This is a genomic window from Massilia sp. CFBP 13721 (assembly GCF_014842025.1).
Classification (GTDB): domain Bacteria; phylum Pseudomonadota; class Gammaproteobacteria; order Burkholderiales; family Burkholderiaceae_D; genus Telluria.
The window spans coordinates 92,401-111,341 of sequence record NZ_JACYUY010000021.1 but is presented as its reverse complement, the minus strand read 5'-3'; the positions used below and the strand labels follow the sequence as shown (position 1 = coordinate 111,341).

The 18,941-nt window shown below is 63.7% G+C and carries 17 protein-coding genes; 2 read left to right on the top strand and 15 right to left on the bottom strand.

The features are described from left to right. Positions 1–182: 182 nt before the first annotated feature. From IFT60_RS19105 to gyrA, 15 genes are all read right to left on the bottom strand, one after another. Positions 183–1,559, bottom strand: coding sequence for a M28 family peptidase (locus tag IFT60_RS19105; RefSeq protein WP_192054500.1), 1,377 nt, complete (start codon positions 1,557–1,559; stop codon positions 183–185). Positions 1,560–1,659: 100 nt separating this feature from the next. Continuing rightward, positions 1,660–2,028 carry a ComEA family DNA-binding protein gene (locus tag IFT60_RS19100; protein ID WP_192054498.1) on the bottom strand — a complete coding sequence of 123 codons (369 nt, stop codon included), beginning with the start codon at positions 2,026–2,028 and terminating at the stop codon, positions 1,660–1,662. A gap of 263 nt (positions 2,029–2,291) precedes the next feature. After that, positions 2,292–3,269, bottom strand: coding sequence for a D-glycero-beta-D-manno-heptose-7-phosphate kinase (gene rfaE1 / locus IFT60_RS19095; RefSeq protein WP_192054496.1), 978 nt, complete (start codon positions 3,267–3,269; stop codon positions 2,292–2,294). Positions 3,270–3,275: 6 nt separating this feature from the next. Next, positions 3,276–4,451 carry a lipopolysaccharide assembly protein LapB gene (gene lapB / locus IFT60_RS19090; RefSeq protein WP_192054493.1) on the bottom strand — a complete coding sequence of 392 codons (1,176 nt, stop codon included), beginning with the start codon at positions 4,449–4,451 and terminating at the stop codon, positions 3,276–3,278. 28 nt (positions 4,452–4,479) lie between these two features. After that, positions 4,480–4,797, bottom strand: coding sequence for a LapA family protein (locus IFT60_RS19085; RefSeq protein WP_192054491.1), 318 nt, complete (start codon positions 4,795–4,797; stop codon positions 4,480–4,482). 299 nt (positions 4,798–5,096) lie between these two features. Beyond that, a complete protein-coding gene (locus IFT60_RS19080) occupies positions 5,097–5,402 on the bottom strand; it encodes an integration host factor subunit beta (RefSeq protein ID WP_056344442.1) in 306 nt (101 codons plus the stop codon). A gap of 21 nt (positions 5,403–5,423) precedes the next feature. After that, positions 5,424–7,133: a 30S ribosomal protein S1 gene (rpsA, locus tag IFT60_RS19075; RefSeq protein ID WP_192054489.1), complete on the bottom strand. Its 1,710-nt coding sequence runs from the start codon at positions 7,131–7,133 to the stop codon at positions 5,424–5,426. 128 nt (positions 7,134–7,261) lie between these two features. After that, the gene (gene cmk / locus IFT60_RS19070; RefSeq protein ID WP_192054486.1) at positions 7,262–7,924 is read right to left on the bottom strand and encodes a (d)CMP kinase; all 663 of its coding nucleotides are present in this window, start codon (positions 7,922–7,924) and stop codon (positions 7,262–7,264) included. Positions 7,925–7,951: 27 nt separating this feature from the next. Then, positions 7,952–9,289 (bottom strand): 3-phosphoshikimate 1-carboxyvinyltransferase, encoded by a 1,338-nt coding sequence (aroA, locus tag IFT60_RS19065; RefSeq protein ID WP_192054484.1) that lies wholly within the window; start codon positions 9,287–9,289, stop codon positions 7,952–7,954. Next, positions 9,286–10,191 (bottom strand): prephenate dehydrogenase, encoded by a 906-nt coding sequence (locus tag IFT60_RS19060; protein ID WP_192054482.1) that lies wholly within the window; start codon positions 10,189–10,191, stop codon positions 9,286–9,288. Before IFT60_RS19060 ends, aroA begins: the two co-directional genes overlap by 4 nt. Beyond that, on the bottom strand, positions 10,191–11,294 hold the full coding sequence (hisC, locus tag IFT60_RS19055; protein ID WP_192054480.1) for a histidinol-phosphate transaminase: 1,104 nt from the start codon (positions 11,292–11,294) through the stop codon (positions 10,191–10,193). Before hisC ends, IFT60_RS19060 begins: the two co-directional genes overlap by 1 nt. A gap of 23 nt (positions 11,295–11,317) precedes the next feature. Beyond that, positions 11,318–12,388 carry a prephenate dehydratase gene (gene pheA, locus IFT60_RS19050; RefSeq protein ID WP_192054478.1) on the bottom strand — a complete coding sequence of 357 codons (1,071 nt, stop codon included), beginning with the start codon at positions 12,386–12,388 and terminating at the stop codon, positions 11,318–11,320. Positions 12,389–12,651: 263 nt separating this feature from the next. Next, the gene (gene serC / locus IFT60_RS19045) at positions 12,652–13,740 is read right to left on the bottom strand and encodes a 3-phosphoserine/phosphohydroxythreonine transaminase (protein ID WP_192054476.1); all 1,089 of its coding nucleotides are present in this window, start codon (positions 13,738–13,740) and stop codon (positions 12,652–12,654) included. 33 nt (positions 13,741–13,773) lie between these two features. Beyond that, complete coding sequence (locus IFT60_RS19040) at positions 13,774–14,334, bottom strand: DUF2059 domain-containing protein (protein WP_192054474.1); 561 nt, start codon at positions 14,332–14,334, stop codon at positions 13,774–13,776. Positions 14,335–14,399: 65 nt separating this feature from the next. Next, positions 14,400–17,018, bottom strand: coding sequence for a DNA gyrase subunit A (gene gyrA / locus IFT60_RS19035; RefSeq protein WP_192054472.1), 2,619 nt, complete (start codon positions 17,016–17,018; stop codon positions 14,400–14,402). 409 nt (positions 17,019–17,427) lie between these two features. On the opposite strand from gyrA, the gene ompA reads away from it, so the two are divergent. Further along, positions 17,428–18,138, top strand: a complete 711-nt coding sequence (ompA, locus tag IFT60_RS19030) for an outer membrane protein OmpA (RefSeq protein ID WP_192054469.1) — start codon at positions 17,428–17,430, stop codon at positions 18,136–18,138. A 97-nt stretch (positions 18,139–18,235) separates the two neighbouring features. Continuing rightward, positions 18,236–18,937 (top strand): bifunctional 2-polyprenyl-6-hydroxyphenol methylase/3-demethylubiquinol 3-O-methyltransferase UbiG, encoded by a 702-nt coding sequence (gene ubiG, locus IFT60_RS19025; protein WP_192054467.1) that lies wholly within the window; start codon positions 18,236–18,238, stop codon positions 18,935–18,937. Positions 18,938–18,941 lie beyond the last annotated feature (4 nt).

The window sequence follows — 18,941 nt, the reverse complement described above, 5'->3', positions numbered from 1 at the left end:
CTCGAACCCGAGTGATTCCTCGGGTTAAAGTGAGCAATAAGCTCAGAAAGCATAATACAAGGGTGGGCTCCCGAGCCCACGCGGTGCGGCCGATGCGAGTCGAAACCACGTTTCGACCATCAATCGTGCGTCCGCGTGGGCACAAGTGCCCACCCTACGGTGCACCGCAGCCACGGGTCAGATTAACGCAGCGGCGCTGGGTAAGTCGCAACGCTGACGTTGCCGTCTTTGTCCACCGCCTGCACACCGAAGAAGTAATTGTCTTTCGACAGGTTCACAGTAGCCTCGGTCACATTGCCGACAAACTTCGACCCTTGCCATCCCGCGGCCGTGGTCTCGCGCCACACGATGCGGTAGCCGGCCACGTCCGGTTCCGGATTGGCTTGCCACACCAGCGTCGAGTCGTTCACCAGCTTGTCGGTACGCACCTTGACCCCCTGCGGGGCGGCCGGGGCTAGCGCCAGCGAGGCCAGCGTGGCGGCATTCACCTTGGCCACTTTCGCCGTGTAGTCGTAGTCGACGAACTCGAGCAGGTCGCCGTAGACCTTGCCGTTTTCGGTGCGCAGGTTCTGGTGCTGGTGCGAGAAGTCCTCGTTCGGCTCGGTGAAGCGCAAGGCGGCGTAGCCCTGCTCCAGGAACGGCATGTGGTCGCCGCCGCGCAGGTAGCGGTCGTGGCGCTGGATCACATTGACCTTGAAGCCCTTCACGTAGCGCTCGCCCTGCTCCTTGGTGTGGCGTGCGAGCTGGCGCGAGGGCGAATCGTTTTCGCCGCCGGTGGCCACCAGCTGGCGCACGGCGTCGCTCATCTCTTTCGTCGCCGGGATGCTCTGTGCGAACAGGCGCACCTGTTTGTTGTCGATCCTGCCGTCGTCGGCGCGCGAGCTGCCGATGATGTCGTTGGTGAACATGCCGGCCACGTTCAGGTTGTTGGCGCGCGCCTGCTTCGCCCAGTGGCCCGCGCCCAGCAAGCCCTGCTCTTCGGCGGCGACCGCCATGAACACCAGCGTCGCATCGAACTTGTACTTGGCCATCACGCAGGCCATCTCCATCACGGCGGCCGTGCCCGAGGCGTCGTCGTTGGCGCCAGGCGCCTTGCCGGTGGCATCCATCACATCGGTGTTGCGCGAATCATAGTGGCCGCTGACGACGTACATGCGCTCTTTCGCCGCGTCCTGGGTGCCCGGCAGCGTGGCGACCACGTTGACGATTTCGGTCGGACGCGAGATGCGTGCCGACACCGGTGCGATGTGGCTGTCGAAAGAAACCTGCAAGCCCGTGCCGGCGCCGCAGCGTTCGAGTTCGGCGCGGATCCAGCGCCGCGCGGCGCCGATGCCGACCGTGTCCGAGGTAGTGTCGGACATCGTGTGACGCGTCTCGAAACTCACCAGCTTGCGCACGTAGTTCTCGATGCGTTTCGGGGAAATCTCGGCAACGATCTTGTCGATGTGGGGCTGGTGGCGGGAGACGTCCGGTGCGGCAGGTGCGGCGAGGGCGCCGGAGGCGAACAGGCCGGCGACGAGGCCGGCGCTAAGGCGAAGATGACTACGGAGGCGAGGCATGAAGGTCCTTGAATCGTTCTTTTCGATTCGCTATCTTCTCATGCCCCGCCCCGCTTGTTACCGTCTTTACATGCAAAAATTCCCGCGCCGGCCAGCTGTCTTACATGCTGGCCTTGGGAGCCTCGGCCGGCTTGGCCTTCGCCTCTTTTGCGGCTGGCGCCTTGGCGGTCTTCTCCGGCTTGGCGCTTGCCGCCGCGCCTTCCTTGGCCTGGCCATTCACCTGCAGGCCGGCTTCGGACAGCTTGGCCGCCTTCTTGTCGCCGACACCCTTGACGCGCTTCTGGAAGTCGGCCCAGTCCTTGAACTCGCCCTTGCTGCGTTCGTCCAGAATCGCTTTCGACATGCTCGGACCCACACCCTTGACGCCATCGAGGGCGGCGGCATCGGCCTTGTTGACGTCGACCTGGGCGAACGCGAAGCCGGTCGAAGCGACCAGCGCGGCAATGGCAAGCATCAGTTTCTTGATCATCAAAAAGTCTCCATTGGGGGAATACGGACGGCGGGTGCCGTCCACCCGCGCTTAACGCGGCGGAATGAAGATTGTTGACGTGGCGGGCTTGAGCGACATCAAAGGCGAATAGCCTGTTGGCGGTTGTGTGACGTAGGGTGGACTCCTGAGTCCACGCGTTGCAAAGCGTCCCGGCCACGAACCGCGTTTCGACCGGGAGCCGTGCGTACCGCGTGGACGGAGTCCACCCTACGGTAATCCGTTTGGCGGCCGTGCCGTTTCGATCAGCCCGGGAACAGCTCGTCGCGGGTGACCGTCGCCGTCCCCAGCTTGCCGACCACGATGCCGCCGGCGCGATTCGCGGTGGCCAGCGCGACGTCGAGCGGCGCACCGGCGCCGAGCATGGCGGCCATGGTGGCGATCACCGTGTCGCCGGCGCCCGAGACGTCGAACACTTCGCGCGCGTCGGCGTGCACGTGCAGCACTTCGTGTTCGGTGTACAGGCTCATGCCCTCTTCCGAGCGCGTCAGCAGCAGCGAGTCGAGCCCGAGTTCGACGCGCAGGGCCTGGGCCTTGGCGGTGAGCTGTTCCTCGTCCTTCCAGCTGCCGACGATGCGCTTCAGTTCCGACTTGTTCGGCGTGAGCATGGTGGCGCCGGCGTAGGGCGAAAAGTCGTCGCCTTTGGGGTCGACCATCACCACCTTGCCGGCGGCGCGCGCGGCGCCGATCATTTCGGCGACGTTGACCAGGCTGCCCTTGTTGTAGTCGGAGAAGATCAGCACGTCGTAGTCCGGCAGCAGCGCCTTGAACTGGGTGAGTTTGTCGCGCAGGACGTTTTCGGTCGGGGCGTCCTCGAAGTCGATGCGCACCATCTGCTGCTGGCGGCCGATGACGCGCAGCTTGATGATGGTGCTGATCGCGGCGTCGCGTTTCAGGTAGCTGTGGATGCTGGAGTCGCGCAGCAGCGTCTCCACCGAGGTGCCGGCTTCGTCGGCGCCGACCACGCCCAGCAGGCCGCTGTGGGCGCCCAGCGCGGCCGCGTTGCGCGCCACGTTGGCGGCGCCGCCGAGGCGTTCTTCGCGCCGTTCGATGCGCACCACCGGCACCGGCGCTTCCGGCGAAATGCGCGAGACGTCGCCGAACCAGTAGCGGTCGAGCATGACGTCGCCGACGACGAGCATGCGCACGTCGTCCAGGCGTGGGGCGGCGGTATGAAGGTAGTCTGCGCCGTCGAGCAGGCGGCTTGGGGTGGCGGTCGTCATCGGTATTTAATTCATCACGTTCAATTCTTCGGTACGGCGCGGCGGGTAGGTCTCCCAGCGGCTGCACCCCGGGCATTGCCAGTAGTACTGGCGCGCCTTGAAGCCGCAATGGCCGCACTGGTAGCGCGCCAGCTTTGCCGTGTAACCGTGAATCAGGTTCTTCACCATCGACAGCTCTTCCCAGATGTGCGCCGGGGCGTCCATCAGGCGCGCCTCGAGTAGCTTGTCCAGGCCGAGCAGGGTCGGATTGCGGCGCAGCTCGTCGATTACCAGCTGTTTGGCAGCTTCCACACCGTCGAGTTCAATCACGGCCTTGAAAACGACCTCGATCAGGTCGATCGACGACGCTTCGGCCAGGTAGGAGCGCAGCAGATTCACGCCCTCTTGCGGACGGCCGACGCGGCGGTAGCCATCCATCAGGCGGCCGGCCACCAAGGCCACGTGCGGCACGCTTTGCTGCTCGACGCGCTTCCAGGTACTGATCGCGCTCTCGACTTCGCCGTGGGCCAGCAGGGCGTCGCCCAGCAGCATGGTCGCGCGCACGCTGTTGCGGTCGGCGTGCAGGGCCTTGTCGAGCAGGGCCATGGCGTCCGCCAGGTCGGTGCGCACCAGCGCATCCTGGGCCAGCTCGCAATAGAACTGGGCGATTTCCTTCTGGCGCGCGCCGGCGCCCGAGGATTGCAGGCCGGCGGCGGCGTCGATGGCGCGGCTCCACTCCTTTTCGCGCTGGTAGATTTCCAGCAGCGCGCGCTGGGCCTGCACGCTGTAGCTGCCGTCGACCAGGCCGTTGAAGGTTTCCTCGGCGCGGTCCAGCAGGCCCGCCTTCAGGTAGTCCATGCCGAGTTCGTACTGGGCCTGGGTGCGCTGTTCCGCCGGCAGGTCGGGTCGCGCCAGCAGGTTCTGGTGGACGCGGATGGCGCGCTCGATTTCGCCGCGGCGGCGGAACAGGTTACCGAGCGCGAAGTGCATGTCGGCCGTTTCCGGGTCGAGCGTGACGATCTCGATAAAGGCGTCGATGGCTTTGTCGGGCTGGTCGTTCAGCAGCAGGTTCAGGCCCTTGAAATAGGCCCGCGGCATGGTGCGCGATTCGGACAGGATCTGTTTGATGTCGACCCGGGCGGCGATCCAGCCGAGGCCAAAGAAGACGGGAACGGCGAGCAGCCACCAGGTTTCAAATTCCATAGCTTGTTGTTCTTGATTGCTTGATTGATTAGCGCGGCGGCGCGGCCACGACGGCCACCGAATCCGCCGCCGGCTGGGCAGTGCCGGTGCCGGCGGCGCTCTGCAGCGCCTGCACCGTGTTCTTGTGCTGCGAGGCTTCGCGGCGGTGGCGGAAGACCGTCGGCGACATGGCCAGGATGCCGAGCGCCGCGCCGGCGATGAAAAAGGAGAGCAGCATCAGTACCAGCGGACCGCGCAGCTCGTAACCGAGGAAAAAGTGCAGGTCGACTTCCTGCGTGTTCTTCAGCGCGAAGCCGAAAAACAGGACGAACAGGATAAATCCGGCGATGGTGGAAACGAATTTCATCGGGTGGGCCTGGCGGTGGGTGGGGCAAAGGCGCAGTGTCGCATATCTGCACGGTTATTTCAAAACTGATGGGTGTTTTGGGATTGGCCAGAGACGTGAAATGCAGGGCCGTAAGGTGGGCGGGTCTCCCGCCCACGCGTTCAAATCACGTGTGAAGTGCCCGCGCGTCTGCTCCAACGCTGGCTGAACGCGTGGGCGGCAAGCCGCCCACCTTACGGGTCTGCGCATCCGTTCCAACATAAAAAAAACGGCGCCCAGATGGACGCCGTTCTCTGTTGCCTGCACGCTGGCAGACGACTTCAGTCTTCGATGATCGGTTGCCCGACCATCGCGTCGACCCGCTCGCGCAACTGCTTGCCCGGTTTGAAGTGGGGCACCCGTTTTTCGGGCACCATCACCTTGTCGCCGGACTTCGGGTTGCGGCCGATGCGGGGCGGGCGGCTGTTGAGCGCAAAGCTGCCGAAACCACGGATCTCGATGCGCTGCCCGGTCGCCAGGGCGTTGGTCATCGCATCGAGGATGGTCTTGACTGCGTACTCCGCATCTTTCGCGACCAGCTGAGAATAACGCTCAGCCAGTCGTGCAATCAGCTCGGACTTGGTCATCTGATCGCCTCAGGCAGCCGATTAGTTCTTGTTATCGAATTTGGCCTTCAGCAGTGCGCCCAGGCTGGTGGTGCCCGATGCGGCATTGCTGTCCGACGACGACGACAGCTTGCTCATCGCTTCCTGGGTATCGACATTGTCTTTCGCCTTGATCGACAGCTGGATGCTGCGAGCCTTGCGATCGATGTTGATGACCAGTGCTTCGACCTTGTCGCCCACTTTCAGGTGGGTGCCGGCATCTTCCACGCGGTCACGCGAGATTTCCGAAGCGCGCAGGTAGCCTTCGACTTCTTCGTTCAGGCCGATGACGGCGCCTTTCGGCTCAACCGACTTGACCGTACCGGTGACCAGGGAACCCTTGTCGTTCAGTGCGGCGAAGTTGTTGAACGGGTCGCCTTCGAGCTGCTTGACGCCCAGCGAAACACGCTCGCGCTCCACGTCGATGGCCAGCACGACGGCTTCCAGCTCGTCGCCCTTCTTGAAGCGGCGGACGGCTTCTTCGCCGGCTTCGGTCCACGACAGGTCCGACAGGTGCACCAGGCCATCGATGTTGCCTGGCAGGCCGATGAACACGCCGAAGTCGGTGATCGACTTGATCGAACCACGGACTTTGTCGCCCTTCTTGTGGGTCATGCCGAAGTCGTCCCATGGGTTCGCCTTGCACTGCTTCATGCCCAGCGAGATACGGCGACGCTCTTCGTCGATTTCCAGGACCATGACTTCGACTTCGTCGCCCAGCTGCACGACTTTGTTCGGGGCCACGTTCTTGTTGGTCCAGTCCATCTCCGACACGTGCACCAGGCCTTCGATGCCCTGCTCGACTTCGACGAACGCGCCGTAGTCGGTGAGGTTCGTGACTTTACCGAACAGGCGGGTGCCTTGCGGGTAACGACGCGACAGGCCGGTCCATGGATCGTCGCCCAGCTGCTTGACGCCCAGCGAGACGCGGTTCTTTTCCTGGTCGTACTTGAGGACCTTGGCGGTGATTTCCTGGCCAACCGACAGCACTTCCGACGGGTGACGCACGCGACGCCATGCCAGGTCGGTGATGTGCAGCAGGCCGTCGATGCCACCCAGATCCACGAACGCGCCGTAGTCGGTGATGTTCTTGACGACGCCGGTCACGACCGTGCCTTCTTTCAGCGTTTCCATCAGCTTCTGGCGCTCTTCGCCCATCGACGCTTCGATGACGGCGCGGCGCGACAGCACGACGTTGTTACGCTTGCGGTCCAGCTTGATGACCTTGAATTCGAGGGTCTTGCCTTCGAACGGGGTGGTGTCCTTGACCGGACGGGTGTCGACCAGCGAACCCGGCAGGAATGCGCGGATGCCGTTGGTCAGGACGGTCAGGCCGCCCTTGACTTTACCGTTGACGGTGCCGGTGACGATCTCGCCCGACTCCATTGCTTTTTCCAGAGCCAGCCACGATGCCAGGCGCTTGGCCTTGTCGCGCGACAGGATGGTATCGCCGAAACCGTTTTCCAGCGATTCGATGGCCACGGAAACGAAGTCGCCAATCTGGACTTCCAGTTCGCCCTGGTCATTCTTGAATTCTTCGACCGGAATGAAAGCTTCCGACTTCAGGCCGGCGTTGACGATCACGAAATTGTGATCCAGGCGCACGACTTCAGCCGAGATGACTTCGCCCGAGCGCATGTCTTGACGCGACAGCGACTCTTCGAACAGGGCGGCAAAGCTTTCCATACCGGTATCTTGGGTGGTAGTAGACATAGGTGATTTACATGTTAGCCAGCAGGACCGGCAATGGTGCGGTTCTGAACTGGGTCAGGTTAAAACAACACCTGCGCGGCAAAATGCCGTCGCAGGCACCAAACACTTACAACGTGCACAACACGCATTTACAACAACGTGTGCCAATGGAGCACTTGCGCCACCGCCTCGTCGACCGTCATGTCCGACGTATCGAGGATGTACGCGCCTTCTGCCGGCACCAGCGGGGCGACGGTGCGATGGGTATCGCGCTCGTCGCGCGCCTGCAAATCGGCAAGCAGATCGTCCATATTAGCAGAAAATCCTTTGTCAATCAATTGCTTATATCGCCGCTGAGCCCGCGCTTCCACACTTGCCGTCAGAAACACTTTCAGGCGTGCGTTCGGGAAAATCACGGTGCCCATGTCGCGTCCGTCGGCCACCAGGCCCGGCGCCTTGCGAAAGCCCAGTTGCAGGGCGTAGAGGGCCTGGCGCACCGCTGGAAAGGCGGCGATTTTCGACGCATTGTTGCCCACTTCCTCGGCCCGGATCAGGGCGCCGACCTCTTCGCCGGCGAGGAAAATATCGCCGTTCGAAAACGTCGCCGGCAGCACCTCGGCCAGCTGCGCCACCGCGCGCTCGTCCTCGAGCGCGACCTCGGCGCGCACCGCCGACAAGGCCGCCAGGCGGTACAGCGCGCCCGAGTCGAGCAGGTGGTAGCCGAGCCGGTCGGCGACGCGCGCCGCGACCGTGCCCTTGCCGGACGCGGTCGGGCCATCGATCGTGATGACGGGGATGTGGGAATTGGGCATTATTTACCTCTTGGCTGGAACACGTGTTTAAAACAGCTCGTTGCGGGCGATCCCCGCGAACGCTTCGAAATAGTCGGGGAAGGTCTTGGCCACGCATTTCGGATCGTTGATGCGCATGGCGTTGCCGCGCCGCGCCTTGCCGTCCAGCGCGGCCAGCGAAAAGCACATCGCCATGCGGTGGTCGTCGTAGGTATCGATGGTGGCCGGCAGCAGTTCCTCGGGCGGCGTGATGCGGATGTAATCCGGCCCCTCCTCCACTTCGGCCCCGACCTTGCGCAGTTCGATCGCCATCGCCGCCAGCCGGTCGGTCTCCTTCACGCGCCAGCTGGCGATGTTGCGCAGCGTGCTCGGGCCGTCCGCGTACAGCGCGGCCACGGCGATCGTCATCGCCGCATCCGGAATATGGTTGAAGTCGGCGTCGATCGCCTTGAGTACGCCATTTCCGCGCGCCTCGATCCAGTTCTCGCCGCGGGTGATGGTCACGCCCATGCGCTCGAGCGCATCGGCAAAGCGCACGTCGCCCTGGATGCTGTCTTGCCCCACCCCTTCGACCCGCACCGGACCGCCGCCGATCGCGCCGGCCGCCAAAAAATACGACGCCGAGGAAGCGTCGCCTTCGACGTGGATCGCCCCCGGCGACACGTAATGCTGGCCCGGCTGCACCGTGAACGAAGCCCAGCCGTTCTGTTCAACCGTCACGCCGAAGCGGCGCATCAAATTCAGCGTGATCTCGATGTAGGGCTTGGAGATCAGTTCGCCGACGACGTCGATCGTTACCGCGTGGCCGCGCGCCATCAGCGGCGCACTCATCAATAGCGCGGTGAGGAACTGGCTGGACACGTTGCCGCGTACCGATAACCGATTTGCATGGATGTGGCCACGGCGAATGCGCAGTGGCGGAAAACCCTGCTCCCCGGTGTATTCGACCTGGGCGCCGATGGCGTTCAAGGCGTCGACCAGGTCGCCGATCGGCCGCTCGTGCATGCGCGAGACGCCGTGCAGCGTGTAGTCGCCGCCGATCACCGCCAGCGCCGCGGTCAGCGGACGGATCGCGGTGCCGGCATTGCCCATGAAGAGGTCGGCCTCGCCCGTCGGCAGCACGCCGCCGTTGCCGTGGACGACCACCGTGCGTTCGTCGACTTCGTCCCAGCGGATGCCGAGCGAGCGCAGCGCGCCCAGCATCACCATGGTGTCGTCCGAGGCCAGCAGGTCGTGGATGGTGGTCGTGCCCTGGCTCAGCGCGGCCAGCAGCAGGGTGCGGTTCGAGATGCTTTTCGAGCCCGGCAGGCGTACCGTGCCCTCGACGTGCATCACGGGTTCGAGGTCGATGTGCTGCGGGTAGTGTTTCGATGTCTGCTGCGTCATTCCGGTTCCTGTAGCTGTGGCGGCGCGGGCTCGGCGGTTTCAATCGCCTCGCTCCACGCGCGGCGGGCGCGTTGCGCGTTCGTATAGATGACTTCGAGGCCCGGCCCGTCATTGGCGGCGAGCCGTCCGCGCAATACGGTCAATTGTGCCAGATATGCATCGAGCTCGGTGAGCAGTGCGTCGCGGTTGGCCAGGCTGATGTCGCGCCACATTTCGGGCGAAGAGCCGGCAATCCGGGTGAAGTCGCGAAAGCCGCTGGCGGCGTACTGGAACAGCTGGTCCGCGTGCGGTTTATTCGCGATGTCGTCGACCAGCGCATAGGCGAGCAGGTGCGGCAGGTGGCTCACGGCGGCGAATACGCGGTCATGCTGCGCGGGCGTGAGCGTGTGGATGATGGCGCCGCACAGGCGCCAGGCGGCCGCCACCAGGCCAACGTCGCCGCCGGCGTTTTCCGGCAGTGGCGTGATCACGGTTTTCTTGCCCTGGTAGAGCGCGGCCAGCGCCGCATCCGGACCGTTCGATTCGCGCCCGGCGATCGGGTGCGCCGGCACGAACTGTTTTACCTTGGCGCCCAGCGCCGCGCGGGCGGCGGCGACCACGTCCGACTTGGTGCTGCCGGCGTCGGTGACCACCGTGCCCAGGTCCAGGTACGGCGCCAGCGCCGCCAGGATCGGCCCGGTCTGGGCCACCGGCGCTGCCAGCAGCACCAGGTCTGCCCCTGCCATCGCTTCTTGCGCCGAGTCGGTGACGCTGTCGACGATACCGAGTTCCAGGGCACGCGCCAGCGCTTCGGGCGAGCGTCCCATGCCGACGATCCGGCGCGCCGCGCCGGCCTGCTTCAGGGCCAGCGCGAACGAACCGCCGATCAGCCCGACGCCGATGACGACGACCTTGCCCAGCATTAGCCTAACGCCTTCTTCAACGCTTCAATAAATGTCGCGTTCTCTTGCGGCAGGCCGATCGAGATGCGCAGCCACTGCGGCAAGCCGTAGGCGCCGACCGGCCGCACGATCACGCCCTGCTTCAGCAGCGCCAGGTTGACGCGCGCGCCGGCCCCATCGTCATCGCCCACGCGCACCAGCACGAAGTTGCCGAACGAGGGCACGTACTCGAGGCCGAGCTCGTCGAAGGCGGCGATCATCTGCTGGTAGCCTTCGGCGTTGTTCTTCGCGCCCTTCTCCAGGAATGCCTTGTCGTTCAACGCCGCGATCGCCGCCGCCTGGGCCAGCGAATTGACGTTGAAGGGCTGGCGAATACGGTTCATCAGGTCGGTCACCTCCGGCTGGGCGATGGCGAAGCCGACGCGCAAACCGGCCAGGCCGTAAGCCTTGGAGAAGGTGCGCGAGACGATCAGGTTCGGATACTTGCGCACCCAACCGGCCGACTCGAACTGGAATTGCGGCGCCAGGTATTCGTTATAGGCTTCGTCGAGCACCACGACCACGTTGGCCGGCACCTGCTGCAGGAAGGCTTCGATCTCGTCCGCGCCGATAAAGGTGCCGGTCGGGTTGTTCGGGTTGGCGACATACACCAGGCGCGTATCCGCTTCGATCGCGGCTGCCATGGCGGTTAAATCGTGGCCGTAGTTCACCGCCGGCACCACGATCGCGCGCCCGCCCACGCCTTGGGTGGCGAGCGCGTACACGGCGAACGAATACTGCGCGAACACCACCGATTCGCCCCTCTCCACGAAGGCGTGGGCGGCGATTTCGAGGATGTCGTTGCTGCCGTTGCCGAGCGTGATCCAGTCGGCCGGGACGTCGTAGCGTGCGGCCAGCGCGGCCTTCAGCTCGAACCCGTTGGCATCCGGGTAGCGGCCAAGTTCAGCGGCGGCTTGCGCCATTGCCTGCTTGCTCGACTCGGGCACGCCGAACGGGTTTTCGTTGGAGGCGAGCTTGACGATGCTGGCTTCGTCGAGACCGAATTCGCGGGCGACTTCAGCGATGGGTTTGCCGGCCTGGTAAGGGGCGATGGCGCGGACGTATTCTGGACCGAATTTCGACATGACGTAGACTCAAATAAGGGGAATTAAAGGCCGACCGGGTAGGAACCCAGCAGCTTGAAAAAGGCGGCATTGTCGTGCAGTTCCTTCAGCGCGCGCGCGACCGGCGCGTCCTGGCGGTGGCCTTCGACGTCGACGTAGAAGTAATACTCCCAGGTGCCGATGCGCGCCGGGCGCGATTCGAAGCGCGTCATCGACACGCCATGCGTCGCCAGCGGCGCCAGCAGTTTATACACGGCGCCGGCGGTGTTCGGCACGGCCAGCACCAGCGAGGTGCGGTCGGCGCCCGACGGGTTGGTCTGCAAGCTGCCGATGACGACGAAGCGGGTGCGGTTGTGCGGATCGTCCTGGATGTGGGCTTGCACCACGCCGAGCTGGTATTGTTCACCCGCCATCTCGCTGGCGATCGCGGCGACGCTGGCGTCGCGGCTGGCCATGACGGCCGCTTCGGCATTGGAGGCGACGGCGCGGCGCTCGACGTTCGGGTGGTGCAGGTTCAGCCAGACCTGGCACTGGGCCAGCGCCTGCGAATGGGCGCAGACGACGCTCACGCCGTCCATGCTGCCGGTCCTGGTCATCAGGCTGTGGTGCACGGCGATCGACACTTCGCCGCTGATCAGGCTGGTGGTGGCCAGCATCAGGTCGAGCGTGCGGTTGATCGCGCCTTCCGACGAGTTCTCGACCGGGACCACGCCGAAGTCGGCGGTGCCGGCTTCAGTGGCGCGGAAGACTTCGTCGATCGAGGCGCAGGGCAAGCCGGCGACGGCGCTGCCGAACTGCGCATACACGGCCTGCTCGCTGAAGGTGCCGGCCGGGCCCAGGTAGGCGACGGTGACGCGCTTTTCCAGCGCGCGGCAGGCGGACATCACTTCGCGGAAGATGGTCTGCACGTCGCCGTTCTTCAGCGGACCGGGATTGCGCTCGGCCACGCCGCGCAGCACCTGCGCTTCGCGCTCGGGACGAAACACGGGGGCGTCGGTCTCGGCCTTGACGTGGCCGACTTCCTGGGCGATGCGGCCGCGCTGGCTCAAGAGGTCGAGGATTTGCGCGTCGATCGCGTCGATCTGTTCGCGCAGGGGGGTGAGTTTGTCTGTCATGGTTGTACGGATAATGGCTGCATGTTCTGTTGTCGTCTGCGTGGGTGGCGGTACGGGATCATTCGCGAATGTAGGGTGGGCTCTGCCCACGCGGTAACACCGCATGATTCGTCGCGGCGCGAACCCAATACCCGGACCAATGCGGTCAACGGGGCATTCGCCCGACGGGTCGCGGTACGCATCGGCACGACCGCGTGGGCGGAGCCCACCCTACGGTTCTCACCCGTCAAATACCGTGGTCCATCCGGATACGGCCAGACCGTTTACCGCCCCGCAAACTCGTTCAAATAATCGACCAGGGCCTGCACCCCTTCGACCGGCATCGCATTGTAAATGGACGCCCGCATACCCCCGACGGACTTGTGGCCCCTCAGCTGCAGCAGCCCGCGCGCTTTTGCGCCAGCCAAAAATGCTTCATTCAGTGATTCGTCGCGTAAATAGAATGGGATATTCATGCGTGAGCGACATGAATGGTCCACGCGATTGCTGTAAAAATCGTCCCGGTCCAGCGCCTCGTACAGCAGGCGCGCCTTGTCGATATTACGCGCTTCCATCGCCGCCACGCCACCCTGCGCTTTCAGGTGCGCGAAGACCAGGCCGGCGATATAGATCGCATAGGTCGGCGGCGTATTGAACATCGAGTCGTGCTCGGCCACGTTCTTCCAGTGGAAGGCGGACGGGCAGGTCGGCAGTGCGTATTCGAGCAGATCTTCGCGCACGATCACCAGCGTCAGGCCAGCCGGGCCGATGTTCTTCTGGGCGCCGGCGAAGATGACGCCGTATTGGGAAACGTCGATCTGGCGCGACAGGATGTGCGAGGACATGTCCGCGACCAGCGGCACGCCCTCCGGCGTGTGCGGCACGAAGTTGTACTCGACGCCGTCGATGGTTTCGTTGGTGCAGACGTGCAGGTAGGCCGCGCCCTCGGTCAGCTTCCACGACTCCTGCGGCGGCACGCGGATAAAACCTTCGGCCTGGCTGGAAGCCGCCACGTTCACGTTGGCATAGCGCGCCGCTTCCTTCATCGACTTGCCCGACCAGGAACCAGTGTGGACGAAGTCGATCGTCGCTGGCTCGCGCACGCGGCCCAGCAAATTCAGCGGGATGATGGCGTTCTGGCCCAGCCCCCCGCCCTGCATGAACAGGATTTTATAATTGGCCGGGACCGCCAGCAGTTCGCGCAGATCCGCTTCGGCCTGCCGGTAGATCGAGATGAATTCGGGGCCGCGGTGGCTCATCTCCATCACCGACATGCCGCTGCCGTGCCAGTCGAGCATCTCGCTGGCGGCCTGTTGCAGCACTTCCTTCGGGAGGACGGCCGGGCCGGCCGAGAAGTTGAATACCTGGGTCACTGGCTTGCTCGCTCCTTGTACTTATCGATGCGTTTATTTTTTCCGCGGGGCCTGGGGGATGACCGTCGCCAGGCGCTCCCTCACCATCTCCTGGGTCAGCTGGTTGGTCTCCTGCATGATCTGCGGGAGCAGCCCCTGCAATTTCGCCGCCGTCGGGCTGCGGTAAAAGGCCAGCAGATCGTTGACCTCGGCCAGCGTGAACAGGCGCGCATACATGGGGACGACGCGCTCGAAAATATCGTCGACCAGCTTCGGATCGGACAGCACGCGCTGCCCCGCCGCCATGCCTTTCGGGATGTCGTTGGCGGCGATGGCCAGCTCGGCCTTCTTCTGCTCTTCGGTCAGCTTCGCGTTGGCGTTGATCCGGACGGCCTGTGCCTGGAGCACGGCTTTCGGCATGGCCTGCGCGGTTTGCTGCAGGCGCGCCGTCAACTGCTCGCGGTATTTCATCAGGGTCAGCAGTTCGCGCACGCTGCGGGTCAGCGCAGGGTCGGCCGCAGCCGCTGCCGGGGCCTGCACCTGGGCCGCGGCTTGGGCCACTACGGGTGCCGACAGGGCCAGCGCGCACATCGTTGCAACGAGACGTTTCATCATTACCTTACTCCAGCTTTACCGCTTCAAAAAACAAAAGGAGGGCAGCGCCCTCCTTTCTCCAGCTTTTACTCCGGTGCGGCTTCGATCTCGACTTCCTCGAGATCGGTTTCCACGATCCGCTGCAAGCCCGACAGCTTGGTGCCGTCTTCGACCGCGATCAGGGTCACGCCCTGGGTCGCGCGGCCCATCTCGCGGATCTCGGACACGCGCGTGCGAATCAGCACGCCGCCGGTCGTGATCAGCATGATCTCGTCGCTGACGTCGACCAGGGTCGCAGCCACCACTTTACCGTTGCGCTCCGAGGTCTGGATCGCGATCATGCCCTTGGTGCCGCGGCCGTGGCGGGTGTACTCCGTGATCGGGGTACGCTTGCCGAAGCCGTTCTCGGTGGCGGTCAGCACCGACTGCTGCTCGTTCTCGGCCACCAGCAGCGCGATCACGTTCTGCCCCTCTTCCAGGTTCATGCCGCGCACGCCGCGCGCCAGGCGGCCCATCGGACGCACGTCGTTCTCGTCGAAGCGCACCGCCTTGCCGGAGTCGGCGAACAGCATCACGTCGTGCTGGCCGTCGGTCAGCGCGGCGCCGGCCAGGAAGTCGCCCTCGTCCAGGTCGACCGCGATGATGCCGGCCTTGCGCACGTTGCTGAAGTCCTTCAGCGGCGTCTTCTTGACGGTGCCGAGCGAGGTCGCCATGAACACGTAATGGTCTTCCGGGAAGGTGCGGTTGTCGCCCGACAGCGGCAGGATGACCGTGATCTTCTCGTTGTCCTGCAGCGGGAACATGTTGACGATCGGCTTGCCGCGCGAGTTGCGCGAACCCTGCGGCACTTCCCATACCTTCAGCCAGTACATGCGGCCGCGGTTCGAGAAGCACAGCATGTAGTCGTGCGTATTCGCGATGAAGAGCTGGTCGATCCAGTCTTCGTCTTTGGTTGCCATCGCCTGCTTGCCGCGCCCGCCACGCTTTTGCGCGCGGTACTCGGCGATCGGCTGCGACTTCATGTAGCCGGTGTGCGACAGGGTCACGACCATGTCCTGCGGCGTGATCAGGTCTTCGGTATCGAGGTCGCTGGCGTTGTGCTCGATGGCCGAGCGGCGGCCGTCCTTGCCGTTTTCGGCGTAGTCGTTCTTGATCTGCACCATCTCGTCGCTGATGATGGTGGTCACGCGTTCCGGACGCGACAGGATGTCGAGCAGGTCGGCGATGTGGGCCATCACTTCCTTGTACTCGTTGACGATCTTGTCCTGCTCCAGGCCGGTCAGGCGCTGCAGGCGCATCTGCAGGATTTCCTGCGCCTGCTCGTCGGACAGCTTGTACATGCCGTCGGCCTGCATGCCGTAGTGCTTCGGCAGGTGCTCCGGGCGGAAGGCTTCGATGCCGCCGATCGTGCTGCCTTCGGCGGTACGCAGCAGCATCTCGCGCACCAGCGACGAATCCCAGGCGCGTCCCATCAGTCCGACCTTCGCCACCGGCGGCGTCGGCGCCGCCTTGATGATGGCGATGAAGTCGTCGATGTTCGCCAGCGCGACAGCGAGACCCTCGAGCATGTGCCCGCGCTCGCGCGCCTTGCGCAGTTCGAACACGGTGCGGCGCGTGACCACTTCGCGGCGGTGCGACAGGAAGCACTCGAGCATCTGCTTGAGGTTCAAGAGCTTCGGCTGGCCGTTCACCAGCGCCACCATGTTCATGCCGAAGGTGTCCTGCAACTGCGTCTGCTTGTACAGGTTGTTCAGCACCACTTCCGGCACTTCGCCGCGTTTCAGTTCGATCACCACGCGCATGCCCGACTTGTCGGACTCGTCGCGGATGTCGCTGATGCCTTCCAGCTTCTTGTCGCGCACGTTCTCGGCGATGCGCTCGAGCAGCGACTTTTTATTTACCTGGTACGGCAGCTCGTCGATGATGATCGCGATGCGGCCGCCATCCTTGCCATATTCTTCGAAGTGGGTCTTGGCGCGCATCACCACGCGGCCACGGCCGGTGCGGTAACCGTCGCGCACGCCCGAGACGCCATAGATGATGCCGGCGGTCGGGAAGTCCGGCGCGGGGATCAGTTCGATCAGTTCGTCGATCGTGCACTCCGGGTTGCGCAGCAGGTGCTGGGCGCCGTTGATGACTTCCGAGAGGTTGTGCGGCGGGATGTTCGTCGCCATGCCGACCGCGATGCCGGAGGATCCGTTAATTAACAGATTCGGGATCTTGGTCGGCAGGACGGTCGGTTCCTTTTCCTTGCCATCGTAGTTCGGCTGGAAGTCGACCGTGTCCTTGTCGATGTCGGCCAGCAGTTCGCTGGCGATCTTGTCGAGGCGGCACTCGGTATAACGCATTGCCGCGGCGCTGTCGCCGTCGATCGAGCCGAAGTTGCCCTGGCCATCGACCAGCGTGTAGCGCAGCGAGAAATCCTGGGCCATGCGCACCAGGGTGTCGTAGATCGACGAGTCGCCGTGCGGGTGATACTTACCCATGGTGTCGCCAACCACGCGCGCGCACTTCACGTACGGACGGTTGTAGTTGTAATTACTCTCGTGCATCGAGAACAGGACGCGGCGATGCACCGGCTTCAGGCCATCGCGCACATCCGGCAGCGCACGGCCCACGATCACGCTCATCGCGTAATCGAGATAGCTCTTGCGCATCTCTTCTTCGAGGGAAATGGGGACTGTTTCTTTTGCGAATTGATCCATTGGGCGGGTCGACTGCTTTCTGGCTAATGGTTATGTTCCAACGGATGATTCTACCATGCACCTATACAGTGGGCGAGATTTGCCTAACTGACATCTTGCACGCTATTTTGTGCACTAATCGGCACACTTGTTGATTTGACACATGCATGTCATAAACCTCGGTCAAGCTAGCGGCGCCACTGACGAGATTGTTGCGAAGAAACAACACGTCGATTTCGGATGCACCATCATTGCGCAAGCGCAGTCCGTGCGGGTGGTGTGAATGTGGCAAAATGGCCGAGAAGTTAATTGCATGTTTCACAATGCGAAACAGACACGACCGCAAAAGGTGTTAGTATTCTGCCTACGTTGTCGTGAATGGTAATAGTTTCGCAGCGAAAAGATATAAAACCCGAAAGGATCAAAAAATATGAAGAAGATTGCAACCCTCATGCTCGCAGCTTCGGCAGCGATGGCTGGCAGTGCGTTCGCACAAAGCGCACCACCGTATGCGCCGCTGACGACCGACATTCAGGCGAACAAGCCGTACAGCGCCTACGTCCAGGACAGCCGCGGCGTGATCGCGCGCGATCCTTTCGGCCTGTGCTGGCGTACCGGCTACTGGACCCCGGCCGATGCGGTCCCAGGCTGCGATGCACCACTGTGCGTTCCACCTGAAAAGCTCGAGAACGGCAAGTGCGTCGCTCCGCCGCCACCGCCAGTCGAAGCTCCGCCTCCAACCCAGGCACCAACCCCGCCGGCGGCGCCAGTGCCGACCTCGGAAAAGGTGAGCTACTCGGCTGACGCCTTCTTCGATTTCGACAAGGCCGTCCTCAAGCCTGAAGGCAAGGCATCGCTCGACGAGCTGACCTCGAAGCTGGGCGACATGAACCTGGAAGTCATCATCGCCGTCGGCCACACCGACTCGATCGGCACCGATGCCTACAACCAGAAACTGTCGATCCGCCGCGCTGAATCGGTCAAGGCCTACCTGCAGGGCAAGGGCATCGACGCCAACCGCGTCTACACCGAAGGCAAGGGCGAGAAGCAGCCGGTTGCAGACAACAAAGACTCGGCTGGCCGCGCGAAGAACCGCCGCGTCGAGATCGAAGTCGTCGGCACCCGCAGCCGTCCGCAGTAATCTTGCTTGATCCAAAAGACCCCGCTGCGGCGGGGTTTTTTTTCGCCGATTCTTTTTGTCCGTCGCAGGACAAACTTTCCCGTTATTATTCCGACCTATGACTACGAACGCCGATCCCCTCGAAATCAACAAATTCAGCGAGCTGGCCCACCGCTGGTGGGACCCCACGTCCGAATTCCGCCCACTGCACGAAATCAATCCGCTGCGCCTGGAATGGATCAACGCGCGCGCGCCCCTGGCCGGCAAGAACGTGATCGACATCGGTTGCGGCGGCGGCGTGTTGTCCGAATCGATGGCGCGCAAGGGTGCGAAAGTGACCGGCATCGACCTGTCGAAAAAGGCGCTGAAAGTCGCCGACCTGCACGGCCTGGAGTCCGGCGTCGACGTCCGCTATAAACTCATCGCCGCCGAAGACATGGCGCTTGAGGAACCGGGCCAGTACGACGTCGTCACCTGCATGGAAATGCTCGAACACGTGCCGGATCCGGCCTCGATCGTGCGCGCCGCCGCCGCGCTGGTGAAACCGGGTGGACACCTGTTCTTCTCGACCATCAACCGCAATCCGAAAGCGTATTTGCTCGCCGTGATCGGCGCCGAATACGTGCTGCGCATGCTGCCGCGCGGTACCCACGACTACGGCAAGTTCCTGACGCCGGCCGAACTCTCGCAATTCATGCGCGCCGCCGGCCTGCAGGTCGAAGGCATGAAGGGCCTGACCTATAATCCGCTGACCAAGATCTACTCGCTCAACAACGACACCGATGTGAATTACATGGTGGCCTGCACGAAACCAATCTGACGCT